17 protein-coding genes are annotated in these 15,818 nt (G+C 73.7%); 7 read left to right on the top strand and 10 right to left on the bottom strand.

What is annotated here, in order from left to right; translation table 11 throughout:
• Position 1 precedes the first annotated feature (1 nt).
• Entirely contained in the window at positions 2 to 1,021 is a 1,020-nt protein-coding gene (locus ACGFK0_RS19940) for a lactonase family protein (protein WP_392906657.1), read from the bottom strand.
• Between the two features lie 95 nt (positions 1,022 to 1,116).
• Between ACGFK0_RS19940 and ACGFK0_RS19935 the strand changes: the two genes are divergently transcribed.
• Positions 1,117 to 1,575: a hypothetical protein gene (locus tag ACGFK0_RS19935; protein ID WP_392906655.1), complete on the top strand. Its 459-nt coding sequence runs from the start codon at positions 1,117 to 1,119 to the stop codon at positions 1,573 to 1,575.
• A 7-nt stretch (positions 1,576 to 1,582) separates the two neighbouring features.
• Here the strand turns inward: ACGFK0_RS19935 and ACGFK0_RS19930 are convergent, their stop codons facing one another.
• Positions 1,583 to 2,386: an acyl-CoA thioesterase gene (locus ACGFK0_RS19930; RefSeq protein ID WP_392906653.1), complete on the bottom strand. Its 804-nt coding sequence runs from the start codon at positions 2,384 to 2,386 to the stop codon at positions 1,583 to 1,585.
• Positions 2,387 to 2,642: 256 nt separating this feature from the next.
• On the opposite strand from ACGFK0_RS19930, the gene pgi reads away from it, so the two are divergent.
• The gene (gene pgi, locus ACGFK0_RS19925; RefSeq protein ID WP_392906652.1) at positions 2,643 to 4,289 is read left to right on the top strand and encodes a glucose-6-phosphate isomerase; all 1,647 of its coding nucleotides are present in this window, start codon (positions 2,643 to 2,645) and stop codon (positions 4,287 to 4,289) included.
• A 66-nt stretch (positions 4,290 to 4,355) separates the two neighbouring features.
• On the opposite strand, the gene ACGFK0_RS19920 is transcribed toward pgi, so the two are convergent.
• The 6 genes from ACGFK0_RS19920 to ACGFK0_RS19895 all read right to left on the bottom strand — a co-directional run bounded on the left by ACGFK0_RS19920 (position 4,356) and on the right by ACGFK0_RS19895 (position 8,528).
• Complete coding sequence (locus ACGFK0_RS19920) at positions 4,356 to 4,613, bottom strand: EF-hand domain-containing protein (RefSeq protein WP_392906650.1); 258 nt, start codon at positions 4,611 to 4,613, stop codon at positions 4,356 to 4,358.
• Between the two features lie 92 nt (positions 4,614 to 4,705).
• Complete coding sequence (locus tag ACGFK0_RS19915; RefSeq protein WP_392906648.1) at positions 4,706 to 5,476, bottom strand: sugar isomerase domain-containing protein; 771 nt, start codon at positions 5,474 to 5,476, stop codon at positions 4,706 to 4,708.
• Positions 5,469 to 5,897, bottom strand: coding sequence for a PTS sugar transporter subunit IIA (locus ACGFK0_RS19910; RefSeq protein ID WP_392906646.1), 429 nt, complete (start codon positions 5,895 to 5,897; stop codon positions 5,469 to 5,471). The genes ACGFK0_RS19915 and ACGFK0_RS19910 overlap by 8 nt, the downstream gene beginning before the upstream one ends.
• Before the next feature lie 5 nt (positions 5,898 to 5,902).
• On the bottom strand, positions 5,903 to 6,205 hold the full coding sequence (locus ACGFK0_RS19905; protein WP_392906644.1) for a PTS sugar transporter subunit IIB: 303 nt from the start codon (positions 6,203 to 6,205) through the stop codon (positions 5,903 to 5,905).
• Between the two features lie 41 nt (positions 6,206 to 6,246).
• Complete coding sequence (locus tag ACGFK0_RS19900; RefSeq protein ID WP_392906642.1) at positions 6,247 to 7,686, bottom strand: PTS ascorbate transporter subunit IIC; 1,440 nt, start codon at positions 7,684 to 7,686, stop codon at positions 6,247 to 6,249.
• A 101-nt stretch (positions 7,687 to 7,787) separates the two neighbouring features.
• A complete protein-coding gene (locus ACGFK0_RS19895; RefSeq protein WP_392906640.1) occupies positions 7,788 to 8,528 on the bottom strand; it encodes a GntR family transcriptional regulator in 741 nt (246 codons plus the stop codon).
• Positions 8,529 to 8,700: 172 nt separating this feature from the next.
• Between ACGFK0_RS19895 and ACGFK0_RS19890 the strand changes: the two genes are divergently transcribed.
• Both ACGFK0_RS19890 and ACGFK0_RS19885 read left to right on the top strand, forming a co-directional pair.
• On the top strand, positions 8,701 to 10,032 hold the full coding sequence (locus ACGFK0_RS19890) for a hypothetical protein (RefSeq protein WP_392906638.1): 1,332 nt from the start codon (positions 8,701 to 8,703) through the stop codon (positions 10,030 to 10,032).
• 66 nt (positions 10,033 to 10,098) lie between these two features.
• Complete coding sequence (locus ACGFK0_RS19885; RefSeq protein WP_392906637.1) at positions 10,099 to 11,235, top strand: carbohydrate kinase family protein; 1,137 nt, start codon at positions 10,099 to 10,101, stop codon at positions 11,233 to 11,235.
• Between the two features lie 4 nt (positions 11,236 to 11,239).
• Here the strand turns inward: ACGFK0_RS19885 and ACGFK0_RS19880 are convergent, their stop codons facing one another.
• On the bottom strand, positions 11,240 to 12,193 hold the full coding sequence (locus tag ACGFK0_RS19880; RefSeq protein WP_392906635.1) for a cupin domain-containing protein: 954 nt from the start codon (positions 12,191 to 12,193) through the stop codon (positions 11,240 to 11,242).
• An 81-nt stretch (positions 12,194 to 12,274) separates the two neighbouring features.
• Here ACGFK0_RS19880 and ACGFK0_RS19875 point away from each other — a divergent pair, with 81 nt between their 5' ends.
• Positions 12,275 to 13,123, top strand: a complete 849-nt coding sequence (locus ACGFK0_RS19875) for an NAD(P)H-binding protein (protein ID WP_392906633.1) — start codon at positions 12,275 to 12,277, stop codon at positions 13,121 to 13,123.
• 39 nt (positions 13,124 to 13,162) lie between these two features.
• On the top strand, positions 13,163 to 13,657 hold the full coding sequence (locus ACGFK0_RS19870) for a DUF1772 domain-containing protein (protein WP_392906631.1): 495 nt from the start codon (positions 13,163 to 13,165) through the stop codon (positions 13,655 to 13,657).
• Between the two features lie 71 nt (positions 13,658 to 13,728).
• Here ACGFK0_RS19870 and ACGFK0_RS19865 read toward each other — a convergent pair whose 3' ends face one another.
• Positions 13,729 to 15,159 carry an alpha/beta hydrolase family protein gene (locus ACGFK0_RS19865; RefSeq protein WP_392906629.1) on the bottom strand — a complete coding sequence of 477 codons (1,431 nt, stop codon included), beginning with the start codon at positions 15,157 to 15,159 and terminating at the stop codon, positions 13,729 to 13,731.
• A gap of 79 nt (positions 15,160 to 15,238) precedes the next feature.
• On the opposite strand from ACGFK0_RS19865, the gene ACGFK0_RS19860 reads away from it, so the two are divergent.
• A complete protein-coding gene (locus tag ACGFK0_RS19860) occupies positions 15,239 to 15,805 on the top strand; it encodes a helix-turn-helix domain-containing protein (protein ID WP_392906627.1) in 567 nt (188 codons plus the stop codon).
• The last annotated feature ends 13 nt before the right edge of the window (positions 15,806 to 15,818 follow it).

Genomic DNA, 15,818 nt, shown 5'->3' with positions numbered 1-15,818 from the left:
GTCAGGCGGGGATCACGCACACCGGTGACGGCACGCGCAGCGGTGCTCCCGCCGGGACGGGAACGCCGTCCGGCCCGATCCGGAACGTCGCGATCGTGTCACTGCGCTCGTTGGCGACGTGCATCCATTCGCCGTCCACGTGCAGGTCACGGGGCCAGTTCCCGCCGGACGGGACGTCGGCGACCGGCCTGAGCGCCGCGCCGCCGTCCAGCACCCGGTGGGCCGTCACCACGTCGGCGCCGCGCGTGGAGGTGTACACGTACCGGGCGCCGGGACCGAGCTTGATCGCCGCGCACTGCGCCGGGCCGCCCGCCGGATCCGCCGTCGCGGGCGACTCCGCCACGATCTCCAGGCCGGCGTAGCCGTCCAGCGGCCGCAGGACGATCACGGTCGCGGCCAGCTCGGTCACCACGTGCACGTGCCCGCCCGGGTGGACGACCAGGTGCCGCGGCCCGCACCCGGCCGGGAGGGGCGTCTCCCCGGCGAGCCGCAGCGCCCCCCGTTCGATGCGGAACGCGCGGATGAGGTCGGCGCCCAGGTCGGCCGTCAGGACGGTCCCGTCCGGGGCGTGGGCGCTCGCGTGGGCGTGCGGACCCTCCTGGCGGTCGGCCCGCGGCCCGCTCCCGTGCCCCCCGGCGACGTCCGGGTCTCCGGCGAACCCGCCGTCCGGGGCCAGCGGGACGGCCCTGACCGTCCCGGACCCGTAGTCGGCGACGACCAGGTGCCCGCCCCCCGGCGCCACCGACAGGTGGCAGGGCAGCGCCCCCGCCGCGCGCCTTCCGATCTCCCGCAGCCGCCCGCCGGTCACCGCGTAGGCGAGGACTCCGCCCTCGTCGTCCTCCCGCACCGCGTAGAGGACGCTCCCGGTGGGGTGCGCGGCCAGGTAGGACGGGGACACGGCCTCGGCCGCGAGCACCGGCTCCGCGAGGGTGCCGTCGGCGCGCCGCTCCGTCCTGTACACGCCCGCGCCGCCGCCGGCCCCGCCGGTGTAGGTGCCCACCCAGAACGCCCGCTCGCCCACCCGGACTCCATTCCCATGTACGAGTACCTCGCCCGCCCGGGACCGGGGGGGCCGAAGGCGAGCCTAGGCCCGTCCGCGCAGGGGAGCGCGGGATCGTGGCCGGCTTCCGGTACGTGCTCGCCTCCCCCCGGCTCCTGATCATGTTCGGGCTGGCGTTCATGCTCGGCAGCCTCGGCCGCGACTACCAGGTCACCATGGCGGCGATGAGCCAGGGCCCCCTGGACGCCGGCGCCGCCGGCTACGGCGCGCTGTCGGTGGCGTTCGCCGTCGGGACCGTCCTCGGCGGCGTCTACGCGGCGTCCCGCGCCCGGCTCCCGCTCCGGCTGCTGCTGATCACCGCGGCGGTCTGCGCGACCGGGCAGACGCTCAGCGGCACCGCGCCGAGCCTGCTGCTGTTCGGCGCCGCGATGCTGCCGATCGCCGCCTGCCTCACCGCCGCCGTCGCCGCCGCGTACGGGCCGGCCCGGGTCCGCAGGGCGCGCACAGCCGTGGCGGCCCCGTCCCGGGCCACCGCACCGCAGCCCGTCCCCGCCCTGGCCGCCGCCGACGCCTGAGCCGCGGTCAGGACGCGGGACGCAGCAGCGCCTCCTGCGCGACCGAGGCCAGCAGCGTCCCGTCCGCCGTGTGGAGCGTTCCGCGCGCCAGGCCGCGGGCGCCGTGGTTCGTCACCGGGTCCACCGAGTAGAGCAGCCACTGGTCGACGCGCGGCGGCCGGTGGAACCACATCGCGTGGTCCAGCGTGACCGCCGTGACCAGCCTTCTCGGCGAGCCCGGCGCGCGGGCGCTGCTGACCACCCCCATGTCCGACAGGTAGGCGGCCAGGCACGCGTGCAGCGCCGGATCGTCGCCGACCGGCGCGGACGCCCGGATCCAGAACGGGTGCGCGATCGGCCACTCGCCCTCGCCGGGCGGGTCCACCACGCGGATGTCGAACCCCATGGGGTGCTTGAAGAACGACGGAAGCGCGAGCCCCGGCAGCCCTTCGGGCCCCGGCGTGCCGGACGGCGGGGCGGCCTGCCAGTCGAACCCGTCCTCCCGGTCGTGGAAGGAGGCGATCAGCTCCAGGATCGGCTTCCCGCCCTGGCTCGCGGTGACGTGCCGGGTGGAGAACGACCGCCCGTCCCGGGTGCGGGACACGTCGAAGGTCAGCGGCTCGTCCGGTGTCCCCGGGCGGATGAAGTAGGCGTGCAGCGAGTGCGGCGGGCGCCCGCCGGCCGTCAGGCACGCGGCGCGCAGGCTCTGCCCGGCGACCTGCCCGCCGAACAGCCGCGGCCGTCCCACCGACGGGGAGGTGGCGAGGAACGCGTCCTCGCCGAGCGGCGTCAGGTCGAACATCCGCGTGAGTTCCAAGGGGGCCTCGCTCATCCGGGAACCTCGCTCATCAGGGCGCCTCCTGCACCCGGCGCCGTGGCCGCGACCCTACCGGCGGGCCCGCCTCCCGGCGGCGGGCGGCCCCCGCGCCCCGGAAGTGCGGTCCGGCCGCGTGGCCGGGGAGAGCCTGATACGGTCACGCGCGGTCGACCTATGATCGCCGTGGGGGACGGCGCGGCGCCCGGGGGACACCGGTGCCCGTCCCGCCCCGCGAGGAGATGACCCGCCCCGCGAGGAGATGAGAGAGGCAATGGCTGATATCACCGAGTCGCCCGAGTGGTCCGCGCTGACCGGGCACCAGGCGGAGATCGCGGGGCGGCATCTGCGCGAGCTCTTCGCGGACGATCCGGGGCGCGCCGGCCGCATGACCGTCACCGCGGGGGACCTCCACCTGGACTACTCCAAGCACCGCGTCACCGGCGAGACGATGAGGCTCCTGGTGGCGCTCGCCGAGCGGGCCGGGCTGCGCGGCCGCATCGAGGCGATGTTCACCGGGGAGCACATCAACGCCAGCGAGGACCGGGCCGTCCTGCACACCGCGCTGCGGCTTCCGCCCGGCGAGGCCCTGACCGTGGACGGGCAGGACGTCGCGGGCGACGTGCACGCCGTCCTGGACAAGATGGCCGGTTTCGCCGGACGCGTCCGCTCGGGGGAGTGGACGGGTTTCACCGGCAAGCGCATCACGACCGTCGTCAACATCGGCATCGGCGGCTCCGACCTCGGCCCCGCCATGGCCTACGAGGCCCTCCACGACTACGCCGACGCGGGCATCTCCTGCCGGTTCGTGTCGAACATCGACCCGGCCGACATCGTGGGGAAGCTCGCCGGCCTCGACCCCGAGCGGACGCTGTTCGTCATCAGCTCCAAGACGTTCGGGACGCTGGAGACCCTCACCAACGCCAAGGTCGCGCGGCAGTGGCTCGTCGAGCGGCTCGGCGACGACAAGGCCGTCTCCCGGCACTTCGTCGCGGTGTCGACCAACGCCGAGCGCGTCGCCGGCTTCGGCATCGACACCGCGAACATGTTCGGCTTCTGGGACTGGGTCGGCGGCCGCTACTCCTTCGACGGCGCCATCGGCCTCTCCCTGATGATCGCGATCGGCGGCGAGGCGTTCCGCGAGATGCTCGCCGGGTTCCGGGAGATCGACGAGCACTTCCGGGCCGCGCCGTTCGAGGCGAACATGCCCGTCGTGATGGGGCTGCTCGGCGTCTGGTACACCGACTTCTTCGGCGCGCAGACGCGGGCCGTCCTGCCCTACAGCCAGCGCCTGGCCCGCTTCCCCGCCTACCTCCAGCAGCTCACGATGGAGTCCAACGGCAAGTCGGTACGGGCCGACGGCGCGCCCGTCGTCGCGCAGACCGGCGCGATCTTCTGGGGCGAGCCCGGCACGAACGGCCAGCACGCCTTCTACCAGCTCCTGCACCAGGGCACCCGGCTCGTCCCGGCCGACTTCATCGGTTTCGCCGAGCCGTTCGAGGATCCCGCGGTCGAGGGACCGGCGGGCATGCACGACCTGCTGACCGCGAACCTGCTCGCGCAGACCTCGGCGCTCGCGTTCGGCAAGACCGCCGAGGAGATCGCCGCCGACGGGACGCCCGCGGCGGTCGTCCCCCACAAGGTCATGCCGGGCAACCGCCCGACCAGCACGATCCTCGTCCCGAAGCTGACGCCGAAGACCCTCGGCTCGCTGGTCGCCCTCTACGAGCACATCGTGTTCGTGGAGGGAACGATCTGGGGAATCGACTCCTTCGACCAGTGGGGCGTCGAACTCGGCAAGGTCATGGCCATGGACCTCGTGCCCGCGCTCACCTCCGGCGGGCCGCCGGCGCAGGCGCCCGACGCGTCCACCGCCGCCCTCGTCCGCAGATACCGCGAACTGCGCGGCCGCGAGGTCTGAGCCCGGCCACCGCACACCGCAGGGGCCCGGCCGGCACGGCCGGCGGGCCCTCGCGCACGCCGCCCGTCAGGCGCGCGCGCCGGGCAGCGGGCCCTCGGCCCAGCCCTGGGACTCCAGGACGGCGCGGAACTCCCCGTAGGAGATGAACCCGTCGAGGTTGCTGTCCGCCTTCTCGAACCTGTCCTGCGTCTCGGCGCGGGTCCACGAGAGCCCGAGCTCCTCCAGGACGAGCGTGAACTCCATCAGGTCGAGCCTGTCGTCGCCGCCGAGGTCCGCGCGCCCGAACACGGCAAGAAGGTCGTCCTCGGTCGGTTTCGCCGTCATCTCGCTCCTCGTTCCGGTCCGATGTGGCCCGCATCATGTCATAGGGGGCGGGCCGGTCCATATGAGAAACGCCGCAGGAAGAGAGCCGGTTCCTACTCGCCCGTGAGCTCGGGGACGCGGTGCCGGTAGCGCTCCAGCAGAGCGAGGTTCACCTCGTCGCCGCCGGGGACGTTCGCGCTCGTCCAGCGGGGGAGTTCCACGCCGCGTGCCGCCGCGAGGTCGTCCAGGGCGGCCAGCACCCGCGACCACGCGTACGCGGCGAGGATCGTGGAGACCGCCGCCGTCCGCGGCCCCTCCGCCGGATGCAGCACGTCGCCGGGCGGGACGCGGGTGTCCAGGACGATCGCGGCGTGGTCGGCCAGCGTCGTGTCGGCCCGCGCCGCGGCGCCCTCCGCCGCCCGCGCCGAGGTCACCGCGACGACCGGCACGCCGCGCGCCGCGCACTCCTCGGCGACCTCGACCGGATACGGGTTGCGGCCGCTGGTGGAGAACACCACCGCCACGTCCGGCGGGGCGGGCGCGGCCCGGGCGGCCACGGCGCGCCCCACCCCGCCGCGCCGCTCGACGCGGGTGCTGCGCACGGCGTCGTCCAGCGGGAACACCCCCGGGTCCCAGATCGGGCGGACGGCGGCCAGGCCGCCGGCCCGGTAGAACGTCTCGCACACCATCGCCAGGGAATGCCCCGCCCCGGCGACGTGCACGATCCCATCGGACCCGATCGACTCCAGCAGCAGGGCGGCGGTGTCGCCGATCGCCTCGCCCGAGGCCGCGTCGAGGCCGTCCAGCAGTGCCCGCACCCGGTCGGGGAACCGCCCTCCGCGGGGGTCTGGTGGCCGCCCCCCGGGGGACACCGCGTCAGGCATCGGGCAGGGCCTCCTTCAGGGTGCGGGCCAGGCCGTCCTCGCCGGACGCCGCGCGGAGCCGGTCCGCCAGGCCGCCCGACAGGGCGCGTGCCAGACCGGACAGCGTGCCGACGTGCTCGTCCGGGCCGGGTGTGCAGAACGCGAGGAGCAGGTCCACCGGATCATTGTCGGGGTGGCCGAACTCGACGGGCGCGGCGAGCCGGGTCACGCCGACGCCGACGGCCAGCCCGCCCTCCTCCGGGCGGGCGTGGACGAGCGCCAGGCCCTTCGTCAGCACGATGTACGGCCCGTTCTCCTCGACCACCCGGACACACGCGTCCGGGTAGCCCTCCCCGGCGGCGCCGGCGCCGACCAGCGCGGAGGCCGCCGCGCGGACGGCCTCCCGCCAGCCGCCCGCCGGCACCGCGTCGGTCGCGGTCACCACGCTCACGGAAGCCAGCCCTGCTCGGTCAGGCGCTCCCTCAGCCGTGCCTCCAGGCCGTCCTTGTCCATGAAGTCGCTGATGGTGATGACGACCGGCGCGAGGTCGGCGATCTCGCCGGTGTGCATGCCCTGGCCGATCACCACGTCGGGGGACATCCCGCGCGCGGACGAAAGGTCGGTGTTCTCGACACGGGCGTCCACGCCGAGCGAGCGCAGCGCGTCCTCGGCGGTCATCTTGAGCATGAGGCTGGTGCCCATGCCGACGCCGCAGACCGCGAGGATCTCCAGCCGCCGGTCCAGTGCCATCTCGGTCCCTCTCTCTCGTCGCCGCGGTCGGATGACCGCGGTCAGGCCTTCGCGGGCGCCTTGCCGCCGCCCTCCGGAGCGGTGTCGCCGCCGTCCGCCTCCCGGCGCTTCTCGGCGCGGCCGAGGAGCAGCAGCGTCACGACGGTCGCGGCGATCGCGACGGCGGGCACGAGCCAGATCGACCTGTCGCCGATGACCGGGTCGGCCGCCTCCAGCAGCCAGGCGATCGCGTACCAGTCGGGATCGGCGAGGGTGGCCAGCTCGGGCGCGGTCGTCTCGTACAGGCCCCAGGTGACGGCCTGCCCGACCGCGAGGATCAGGCCGGTGATCACGCCGCCGAGGACGGCGCCGCGCCAGCCCGAGACCACGTTGCCGAACAGCCCGGCCGCGCCGCCCACGAAGAACAGCATGATCATGGGCGGGGCGAGGGTGAACCAGCCCGCGCCGGCGAACACGCCGAGGCAGACCAGGAACACCGCGGTGGACGCGACGAACCCGACCATGACGGCGGTCGGCGCGACGGGGAAGACGGTCGGCGCGTCCAGCGCGGGGCGGGTGCCGGGGATGACCCGGTCGCTGAACCCCTTGAACGCGGGGACGATCTCGGCGAGGAACATCCGCACCCCGAACAGCAGGATCGCGATGCCCCCCGCGAACCGGAGGGCGACCAGCAGCGCCCACACCCACGGGGACAGCTTGGCGTCCATCTCCGCCGCGGCCTCGCCCACCACGCCGTCGTCGGCGAACGCGACCGCCACCAGCATGATCACGCTGATGATCAGCGCGGTGCTGACGTTGACGTCCTTGAAGAACGACAGCTGGCGCGGCAGCTTCAGCCTCTCGGTGTCGTGCTTCTCGCGGCTGCCCAGGGGGCGGGCGGCGTAGCCGGTGATCAGACAGGCGAGCGAGCTGGTGTGCGCGTACCCGAACCGGTCGTCCGGCATGACGCGGCGCATCAGCGGCCGCATCCACAGCGGCTGGAGCGTCCAGTACGCGGCGACGAACCCGGCCCCGCACAGCACCAGCGTGAGCTGGTCGGCGCCCGGCGCGATCGTCACCAGCGACGCGACCGTCACCGTGCTGATCCAGAACATCAGGTGCCCGGTGAGGTACAGGTACCGGGCCGCCGGGAACAGCCGCACGACCAGCACGTGGACGAGGAACGCCACCGTGATGACCAGGGCGATCGTCCCGCCCTGGTCGGTGAGGAAGCCGGCGAGGGTGTTCTCGGACTTCGGCGGGGTCGTCCCCATCGCGCTGGCGAGGACGGTCTGGAAGCTGGTCAGCCCGCCGGTGAACACCTCCACGCCGATGAACAGGATGACGACGCCGATCGTGGCGCGCAGCGCGCCGGCGAAGACGTCCTCGAACCGCTTGCGCTGCAGGATCAGCCCGATGAGGGTGATGAGGCCGATGAGGATGGGCACCTGGCCGAACACGTTGTCGGCCAGGAAGGTGAGGATGTCCTTGATGACGTCCATGGTGAAGTCGCCTCACTTCTCCGGGGGGTGGGTCATGCGCTGTCGCCCCCGTCAGCGCGGACGGACGGTCGTGCTCCCCGGGCGGCGTGCCCGGGGGCGGGTCAGTGGATCGGTGGTCGCAGGTCGAGTTCCAGGCGGTACCGGTCGCCCCGGTAGACCGACCTGACGTATTCGAGGGGTCGTCCGTTCTCGTCCTTGGTGATCCGCTCGAACAGGAACGCCGGCGTGTGCACCGGCACGTCCAGTTCGGCCGCCTCCTCGGCGGTGGTGACGGTCGGCTCGATCGTCTCGGTGCCCGAGGCGATCGCGATGCCGCCGGCTCTCAGCAGGTCGTAGAACGACCGCCCCTCCAGGTCGTGCCGCCGCAGGCCCGGCATCAGCGACCGCGGCAGGGAGAGGGTCTCGATGGCCATGGCGGTCCCGTCGGCGAGCCGGAGCCGCCGAATGGTAAATACCTCTTCGCTGGGCGACAGGGCCAGCCGCCTGCCGATCCGCGCCCCCGCGGCCTCGGTGCGGAACGACAGGACCCGGCCCCCCGGCTTCATCCCGCGCCTGATCATGTCCTCGGTGAACGAGGTCATGGTCAGCGAGACGGCGATCCGGGGTTCGGCCACGTAGGTGCCGCTCCCGTGCCGCCGGTCCAGCAGGCCCTCGGCGACGAGACCGTCGATGGCCTGGCGCAGCGTCGGCCGGGAGACGCCGAGTTCGTCGGCCAGCCGGCGCTCGGACGGCAGGGCGTCCCCGACGTCCAGCCCGTCCAGCATCGCCAGCAGCTTGCGGCGCACCGCCTGCCGTTTCGTGTTCCCGGACCGGGCCTCACCGCCGGATGGCACGCCGCTCACCTCCCTTGACGCTGTTCCTATCGCAGCACACGGTATGTCCCATTGTGGCGACTGGTCAATACCACTTTGGCGATGTTTGCCGTGGCCCCGGCCGCGGCGGCCGCCTAGCGTCACCGACGATCGTCCTGACCGTGCCGAGCCGCGCCGGGCGCGCGGCGAGAAAGGCTGCGACATGCGCGAATCCGTACGCGGCGCCCTGGCGCTGACGCTCCCGCTGATCCTCCCGGCGGCCCTGTGCGCGGGCCCGGCCCATGCGGGCGCGGGTCCGCCCGGCGCCCGCGAGGGGTGGCGGCTGGTCGCCGCCGAGCCGTTCGACCGCCACCTGGACAGCGCGGAGGCGCCCTGGAAGCGGGACGGCGACGGCCCGTCCAGCCCCTACGACGTCGACATGTACGACAACGACGGCGCCTACTTCGACACCGTGGGCGGCCCGGCGTTCCGCGAGCGGCTCGCCGAGATGAAGACCTACCGCAAGTCCTTCGAGTTCGGTGAGCGCCGCTGGCTCACCGCCGAGCTGGCCGCCCGCGACGCCGACGGCGACGGCAGGCCGGACGAGCCGCCGTCGCTCACGTCCGGCAAGGGCGTCGCGCACCTGGAGGAGCCGGGCCACCAGGCGGGCGTCGTCATCCGCTCGACCCGCGATCTGCCCGCCGAGTACCGGGTGGAGATGACGCTGCGCGGCCTCGAGTTCGGCGGGCGGCGCGACGGGTCGTGGGACTACCCGGACGGCCGGATCAACGGCTACTCCCCGGAGGGCTGCAAGACCAACTTCCCGTGGGCCTCGGGCGGGGACTTCACCAGGCCGGAGTGCGAATGGGCGGACGTCCGCACCGACTCCAACGGCTTCTACTACATGTCGATCATGGACTACCGGCGGGTCGCGCCGCACAACAACATCTTCATCCACGCCCACCGCAAGGTCGCGATGGACGGCTACAACCGCTACAAGTACACCGGCTCCGGCCTGCTGTACTGCAACCCGGTGACCGGGGAGTACGAGCCGTACTCCGCCGGAACGGGCAACGGCGTCAACGCGCTCTTCATGACCGACGACCGCCGGTACGCGACCATGCCCGGCACCGAGTACCTGATGGAGAGCGAGTGCGGGTTCAAGAAGGGCGGCGCGATCGTCTCGGCCGTCGACATGAAACCGCAACTGCTGCCGGACGAGCCCTACACGTTCGCGATCGAGCGGCGCGGCGGCGCCTACACGATGGAGATGTCCGGCGTCTTCGCGCACACCGGGCAGGCGACCTTCCGCTACACGCGCTCCTTCGTTCAGGACGGCGAGCCGATCTGGCACTACAACCGGCGGCCGGACGAGTACGACGGCCGCTTCAACGCCGACTGGACCTGGCAGGGACCGGGCGGCACGCTCACCGACCGCGACACCTGGCCCGCCGGATCCGCCTACCCGGACCGGTTCATGATCGGTGACCCGCACATGAATTTCTACGAGGGGAGTGCGCAGGTCGACGACATCCGGCTGTACGTTCCGAGGTAGGCGTCGATGTCGGCGGCGGGGGCTAGGGTCCGGAGAACGTGCCCAAGCCTCGCACTGGGGGGCCTCGTGACTCAGCAGACCGCGCCGGGCCGGCCGCCCGAGCCGTCCCTCGCCGACCCCTGCGCGGAGCGGGAGCCGGCGGGCGGCCGGCTGCGCGGCGGGGCGGGCCCGGCGCCCGCGCTGGACGTGTTCCTGTCCGGCCGGGTCTTCATGGACATGATCTTCACCGGGCTGCCGGGGCTGCCGCCGCCGGGCACCGAGATCGTCACCGACGGGCTGGGCTCGGCGCCCGGCGGCGCCGCCAACATCGCCGTTGCGATGAGCCGGCTCGGCCTGCGGGTCGGGCTGGCGGCGCCGTTCGGCGACGACATGTTCGGCGCCTACCTGTGGCGGACCCTCGCCGAGCAGGAGGGCGTCGACCTCGGGCTGTCCCGTCGGGTGCGCGGCTGGTCCACGCCGGTGACGGTGTCCATGGCCTACGACTCCGACCGCAGCATGGTGACCTACGCGCGTCCCGTCCCGGTCTCGGAGGAGGAGCCGGCGGACGACCTGGCGGACGCGCCCCCGCCGTCCGCGCGGGCGTGCTTCGTCGACGTCGACCGGCCGGTGCCGGCGTGGGCCGCGGCGATGCGCGGCCGCGGCGCGCTGGTGTTCGCCGACCTCGGCTGGGACCAGACCGGCGCCTGGGCGGCCGAGGTCCTCGACCGGCTCCGGCACGTGGACGTGTTCCTGCCGAACGCCGCCGAGGCGATGGCGTACACGCGCACGAGCACCCCGTGGGAGGCCGCGGACGCGCTGGCCGGGCGCGGCGTGCCGGTGGTCGTGGTGAAGTGCGGCGGCGACGGCGCCATCGCGATCGACTCGGCGACGGGGGAGCGGGCCGAGGTCGGCGCGCTGCCGGTCGCCGCGCTCGACCCGACCGGCGCGGGCGACGTGTTCGCCGCCGGGTTCGTGTTCGCCACCCTCGCCGGCCTCTCCCTGGCCGAGCGGCTCCGGTTCGCCAACCTGTGCGCCGGGCTGTCGGTGCGGCACCGCAGCGGCTCCCTCGGCTCGCCGTGCTGGGGCGAGATCGCCGCCTTCGGCGAGTCGGGCGAGATCCCCGAGCCGGTCCTCGCGGAGTACGCGTTCGTGGTCCCGTTCATCCCGGACGGAGCGGGCGACCCGGTCGTCCGCGCCGAGCCCACCCTGCGCAAGGAGCGGTAGCGCGTCAGCCGGCGGCGCGGCCCGTGCCCGGGCCGGTGCGGTACTCCTGCGGGCTGAGGCCGTGCTCGCGCTTGAACGCCGTGCTGAGGGCGAACGCGTTGCCGTAGCCGACCTGGCGCGCCACCGCCTCCAGCGTCGCGTCGCTCTCCCGCAGCAGGTCGGCGGCCTGGGCGAGGCGGATGCCGGTCAGGTACGCCATGGGCGGCTCGCCGATCAGCTTCGCGAACCGCTGTGCGAGCGCCGCGCGGGAGACGCCGACCCTGGACGCGAGGCCGGCGACCGTCCAGGGGTGCGACAGGTCGTCGTGCAAGAGCCGCAGCGCCGGGCCGACGATCGCGTCGCCGTGGGCGCGGTACCAGCCGGGGGCCTCGGCCTCCGGCCGGGAGAACCAGGCGCGGAGCGTCCCGATGAGCAGCAGGTCGAGCAGCCGGTCGAGGACGATCTCCTGGCCGGGGTCGTCCCTGCCGATCTCCTCGCCGAGCACGTCCACCAGCGGTGAACGCCAGGTGTCGCCGCGCACGATCGCGATCGGGGGCAGCGCGGCGAGCAGCCGCTGGGTGACGGCGCCGCGCATCTGGTAGGTGCCGACCAGCATGACCGCCGGCCCGTCCGGGTCGTCGCCCCAGGCGCGGACGCCGAGGTCCAGCACCCCCGACAGGCTCGTCCCGTCCGGGGTGGTGCAGCGCTGCCCCGGGTGGATGACGATCTGGGGCTCGGTCGCCGGGTCGTCGCCGACCGTGTACGGGTCGGGTCCCCGGAAGATCACCATGTCGCCGGGGGAGACGCGCCGCGGCTCGCCGGCGTCCGGGGTCAGCCACGCCTCGTCGCTGACCATCGACAGCAGCGTCAGCGGCGCCTCGTCCTGGATCCGCATCGACCAGGGCGGGGTGAGCGACGCGCGCAGCAGGAACGCCCCCCGTGCCCGGGGCCCGTCGAGGAGGTCGGTGAGGGCGTCCATGGGGTAAGGGTAGACGCTCGCGTATGCGGGCGAGTTTCTCAACGATGGTGGCCGGGATCGTCCGCCGGTTGACTCAAGGGCATGACGAACACGGCACAGGAGATCATCGAGAACGGCCTCACCCTCGTCCTCGGCGGGACCGGCAAGACCGGCCGCCGCGTCGTCGAGCGGCTGGAGGCCCTGGACGTCCCGGTCCGGATGGGGTCGCGGTCGGCGTCCCCGGCCTTCGACTGGGAGGACGAGACGACCTGGGCGCCCGTCCTGCGCGGCGTCGAGAAGGTCTACCTGTCGTACTACCCGGACCTGGCCGCCCCCGGCTCGGCCGAGGCCGTCGCCGGCTTCACGGCGAAGGCGGCGGACGCCGGGGTGCGGCACGTGGTGCTGCTGTCCGGGCGCGGCGAGGACGAGGCACTGGAGTGCGAGCGGATCGTCCGGAACTCGGGCCCGGCCTGGACGGTCGTGCGGTCGAGCTGGTTCGCGCAGAACTTCAGCGAGGACTACCTCCTCGACCCCGTCCTGGCGGGCGAGGTCGTCCTGCCGGCCGGCGACGTGCCCGAGCCGTTCGTGGACGCCGACGACATCGCGGACGTGGCGGTCGCGGCCCTCACCCGCGACGGGCACGCCGGCGAGGTCTACGAGGTGACCGGGCCCCGCGCGCTCACCTTCGCCGAGGCCGTCGCCGAGATCGGCCGCGCGGCGGGACGCGACATCGCGTTCGTCTCCTGCGGCGTGGACGAGTACGCGGCCGTCCTCCGGGAGCACGGGCTCCCCGGCGAGCTCATCGAGTTCCTGACGTACCTGTTCGGCACCATCCTGGACGGCCGCAACACCCGGCCCGCCGACGGCGTGCGCCGCGCGCTCGGCCGCGAGCCGGGAGACTTCGCCGGGTACGCGCGGCGCACCGCGGCCAGCGGCATCTGGAACACCTGACGCGACCACCCCCGGAAGATCGGAATTTCGATGAGAACCATGCTCGCGGGTACTTCGGTGACCCTTTCGATCATCATGGCGGCCGGCATGGCCGGGACGTTCTTCGGCTTCTCCACCGGTGTGATGCCGGGCCTGAACGCGGTGAGACCGGCGTCGGCGATCGACGCCATGCAGGGCATCAACCAGAAGATCCAGAACCCGGTCTTCATCGCCTGCTTCCTGCTCGTGCCGGTCCTGGCGGCCGCGGCGGGGGTGCTGCTGCTGACCTTGGACGAGAAGTCCGCGGCCCTCCTGTTCTTCGTCGCGGCCGGCGTGTACTTCGTCGGGGCGCTCGTCCCGAGCTTCGCGGTGAGCATCCCGATGAACAACGCCCTGGACGCCGTGGCGATCCCCGCGGACGCGGCGGAGGCGGCGAAGGTCTGGTCGGACCACTCCGGGCGCTGGACGGCCTGGAACACCGTGCGGGCCCTGTTCAGCTGGGCGAGCCTCCTCGCGATGAGCCTCGGCGTCTACTACTGGGGCAAGAGCGACTGACACGGCGGGGAACACCGCATCGGGACGACGCGGCCCGCGCTCCATCGGGAGCCGGGCCGCGTCGTCCGCCGTCAGGGCAGGAGCAGCCCCCAGTAGAAGGCCCAGGGAACGAACACGGCGCCCGCGGTGAGCAGCAGCCCGAGCCGGACGCGCTCGCCCGCCGGGACGGTGCCGGCGGCCCGCCGCCACGCCACCGCGGTCGCGACTCCGGCGCCGACGGCGGCGACGGCGAGCGCCTGCAGCGCGAGCCACGGCAGCGGCCTGCCCGCCAGGACGGGACCCGGGTCCGGATACCTCCCGGCGGCCATCAGGTAGAAGATGTAGAAGAACAGCCCGGCGGTGGCGGCGAGACCCGCCCCGGCGAGCAGCCGGGCCCAGCGGCTCACCGGACGCGCCGTCCGGCCGCGCAGCCGCCGCACCAGCGCGGCGAGCGGGTAGCCGGTGAACGCGACGACGAACAGCGCGAACGCCGCAAGCTGCATCCAGGCCGACGCCCACCACGGCGATGGCGAGATCGCGATGCTCGGGTGGTCCTGCTCCGGGAGCGGCGCGGTGTCGGCCTCGGGCAGGCGCCCGCTCGTCACGTCATGGACCCACGTGCCGACCAGGTCGGCGTATCCGGGTGCCAGCGCGTCCCCGCGGGTGAGGCCGCCGTCGGGGGTCACGTGCGCGCCGTGGTCGGCCTCGGGGAAGAAGCGGAACGTGTAATGGTCGTTGCCGCCCCGCCGGAGGGCCTGCGCGAACAGCGGCGGATTGTCCGCGGGCGGGGTCTGCAGATCGCGTCCTCCCCAGACGCCGAGGAGCGGCTGCCGGACCTTCTCCAGGACGCCCCGGGCGTCGAAGAACGCCTCGGCGAACAGGCCCGCGTCCGCTCCCATCCGGGCGAAGTTGCGCTTGCCGTGGTCGAGCAGCGAACCCGACACGCCCGCCCGGCGCAGCCCGGAGGTCTCGTTCCAGACCTGCTGGCGGATCGGGGGCATGGCGTTTGCGCCGACCACGATCACGAACGCCACGTCCGCCGACCGGGACGCGGCGAGCGGCACGACCCAGCCGCCCTCGCTGAGCCCCCACAGCCCCACCTTCGCCGGATCGACACCGGGCCGGGAGCGCAGCGCCCCGACGGCCCCGAGGGCGTCGTCCGCGAGTTCGGAGTAGGAGCGGCGGAAGTCCGTGTAGCCGGCCGACCTCTTGTCGTAGATCAGGACGGCGATGCCCCGCCGCGCGAACTCCGTGGCCTCGGTGAGCTTGGCCTCGCGCGGCACGCCGGAGCCCGATCCCGTCACGAGCACGACGCCCGGCAGGGGACCGCGGGCCTTCTGCGGCGCCAGGACCGTGCCGTGCAGGGTGAGCCCGCCGAATCCCTTGAAGCTCACGTCGGTGGCGGTCAGCCCGGCGGGCGCCGGGATCGAGGGGGACGCCGAGGCCCTCGCGGGCGGCAGGCACAGGACGCTCAGCAGCGCGCCGGCGAGGAGCGTCAGCGCGACGGTCATCGATGTCTTCATGGTGGAGACCGTAAACTGCAGAGAAAGCTCTGCAAAGAGTTCTCTGCAAAGATACTTCCGTAGTACTAGACTGCTCCGCATGAAGGACGATGCGGAGCCCGTCATCCTGGACGACCCGGGGAGGATCAAGGCCCTGAGCCACCCGCTGCGCCGCCGGATCCTGCACCGGCTCCGCGCGCACGGCCCCGCGACGTCCACGACGATCGGCGAGGTGCTCGGCGCCAACACCGGGACGACCAGCTACCACCTGCGCCAGCTGGAGAGGTACGGGTTCATCGAGGAGATCCCCGAGCGGTCCGCCGGCCGGGAACGCTGGTGGCGCCCCGCCGACACCCCGCGCGACATGCGGCTGCCCCACCCCGAGACCGTCGCCCCCGAGGACCGGGCCGTCCTCGACGAGCTGATACGCGTCGGGCACGCCGAGGACATGGAACTGTTCCGCAGGCTTCCCGAGGAGTACCGGCGGGACCGGGCCTGGGCGCTGCTCTCGCGGGGTTTCGCGCACATGACCGACGAGGGGCTGGCCGAGTTCTTCGAGGCCTACATCCGGCTCCTCAACGAGCACGCCCACCGCCGGGAGGACGCGCCCCCCGGCGCGCGTCCGGTCCACATCCGGCTCTTCACCCTTCCCGCCGACGGCGACTGAGCCCCCTTCGAGG

The organism is Spirillospora sp. NPDC048823 (assembly GCF_043198445.1).
Taxonomy (GTDB): domain Bacteria; phylum Actinomycetota; class Actinomycetes; order Streptosporangiales; family Streptosporangiaceae; genus Spirillospora.
Note: the sequence above shows the minus strand (reverse complement) of the source record. Positions and strands in the feature narration are given on the sequence as shown.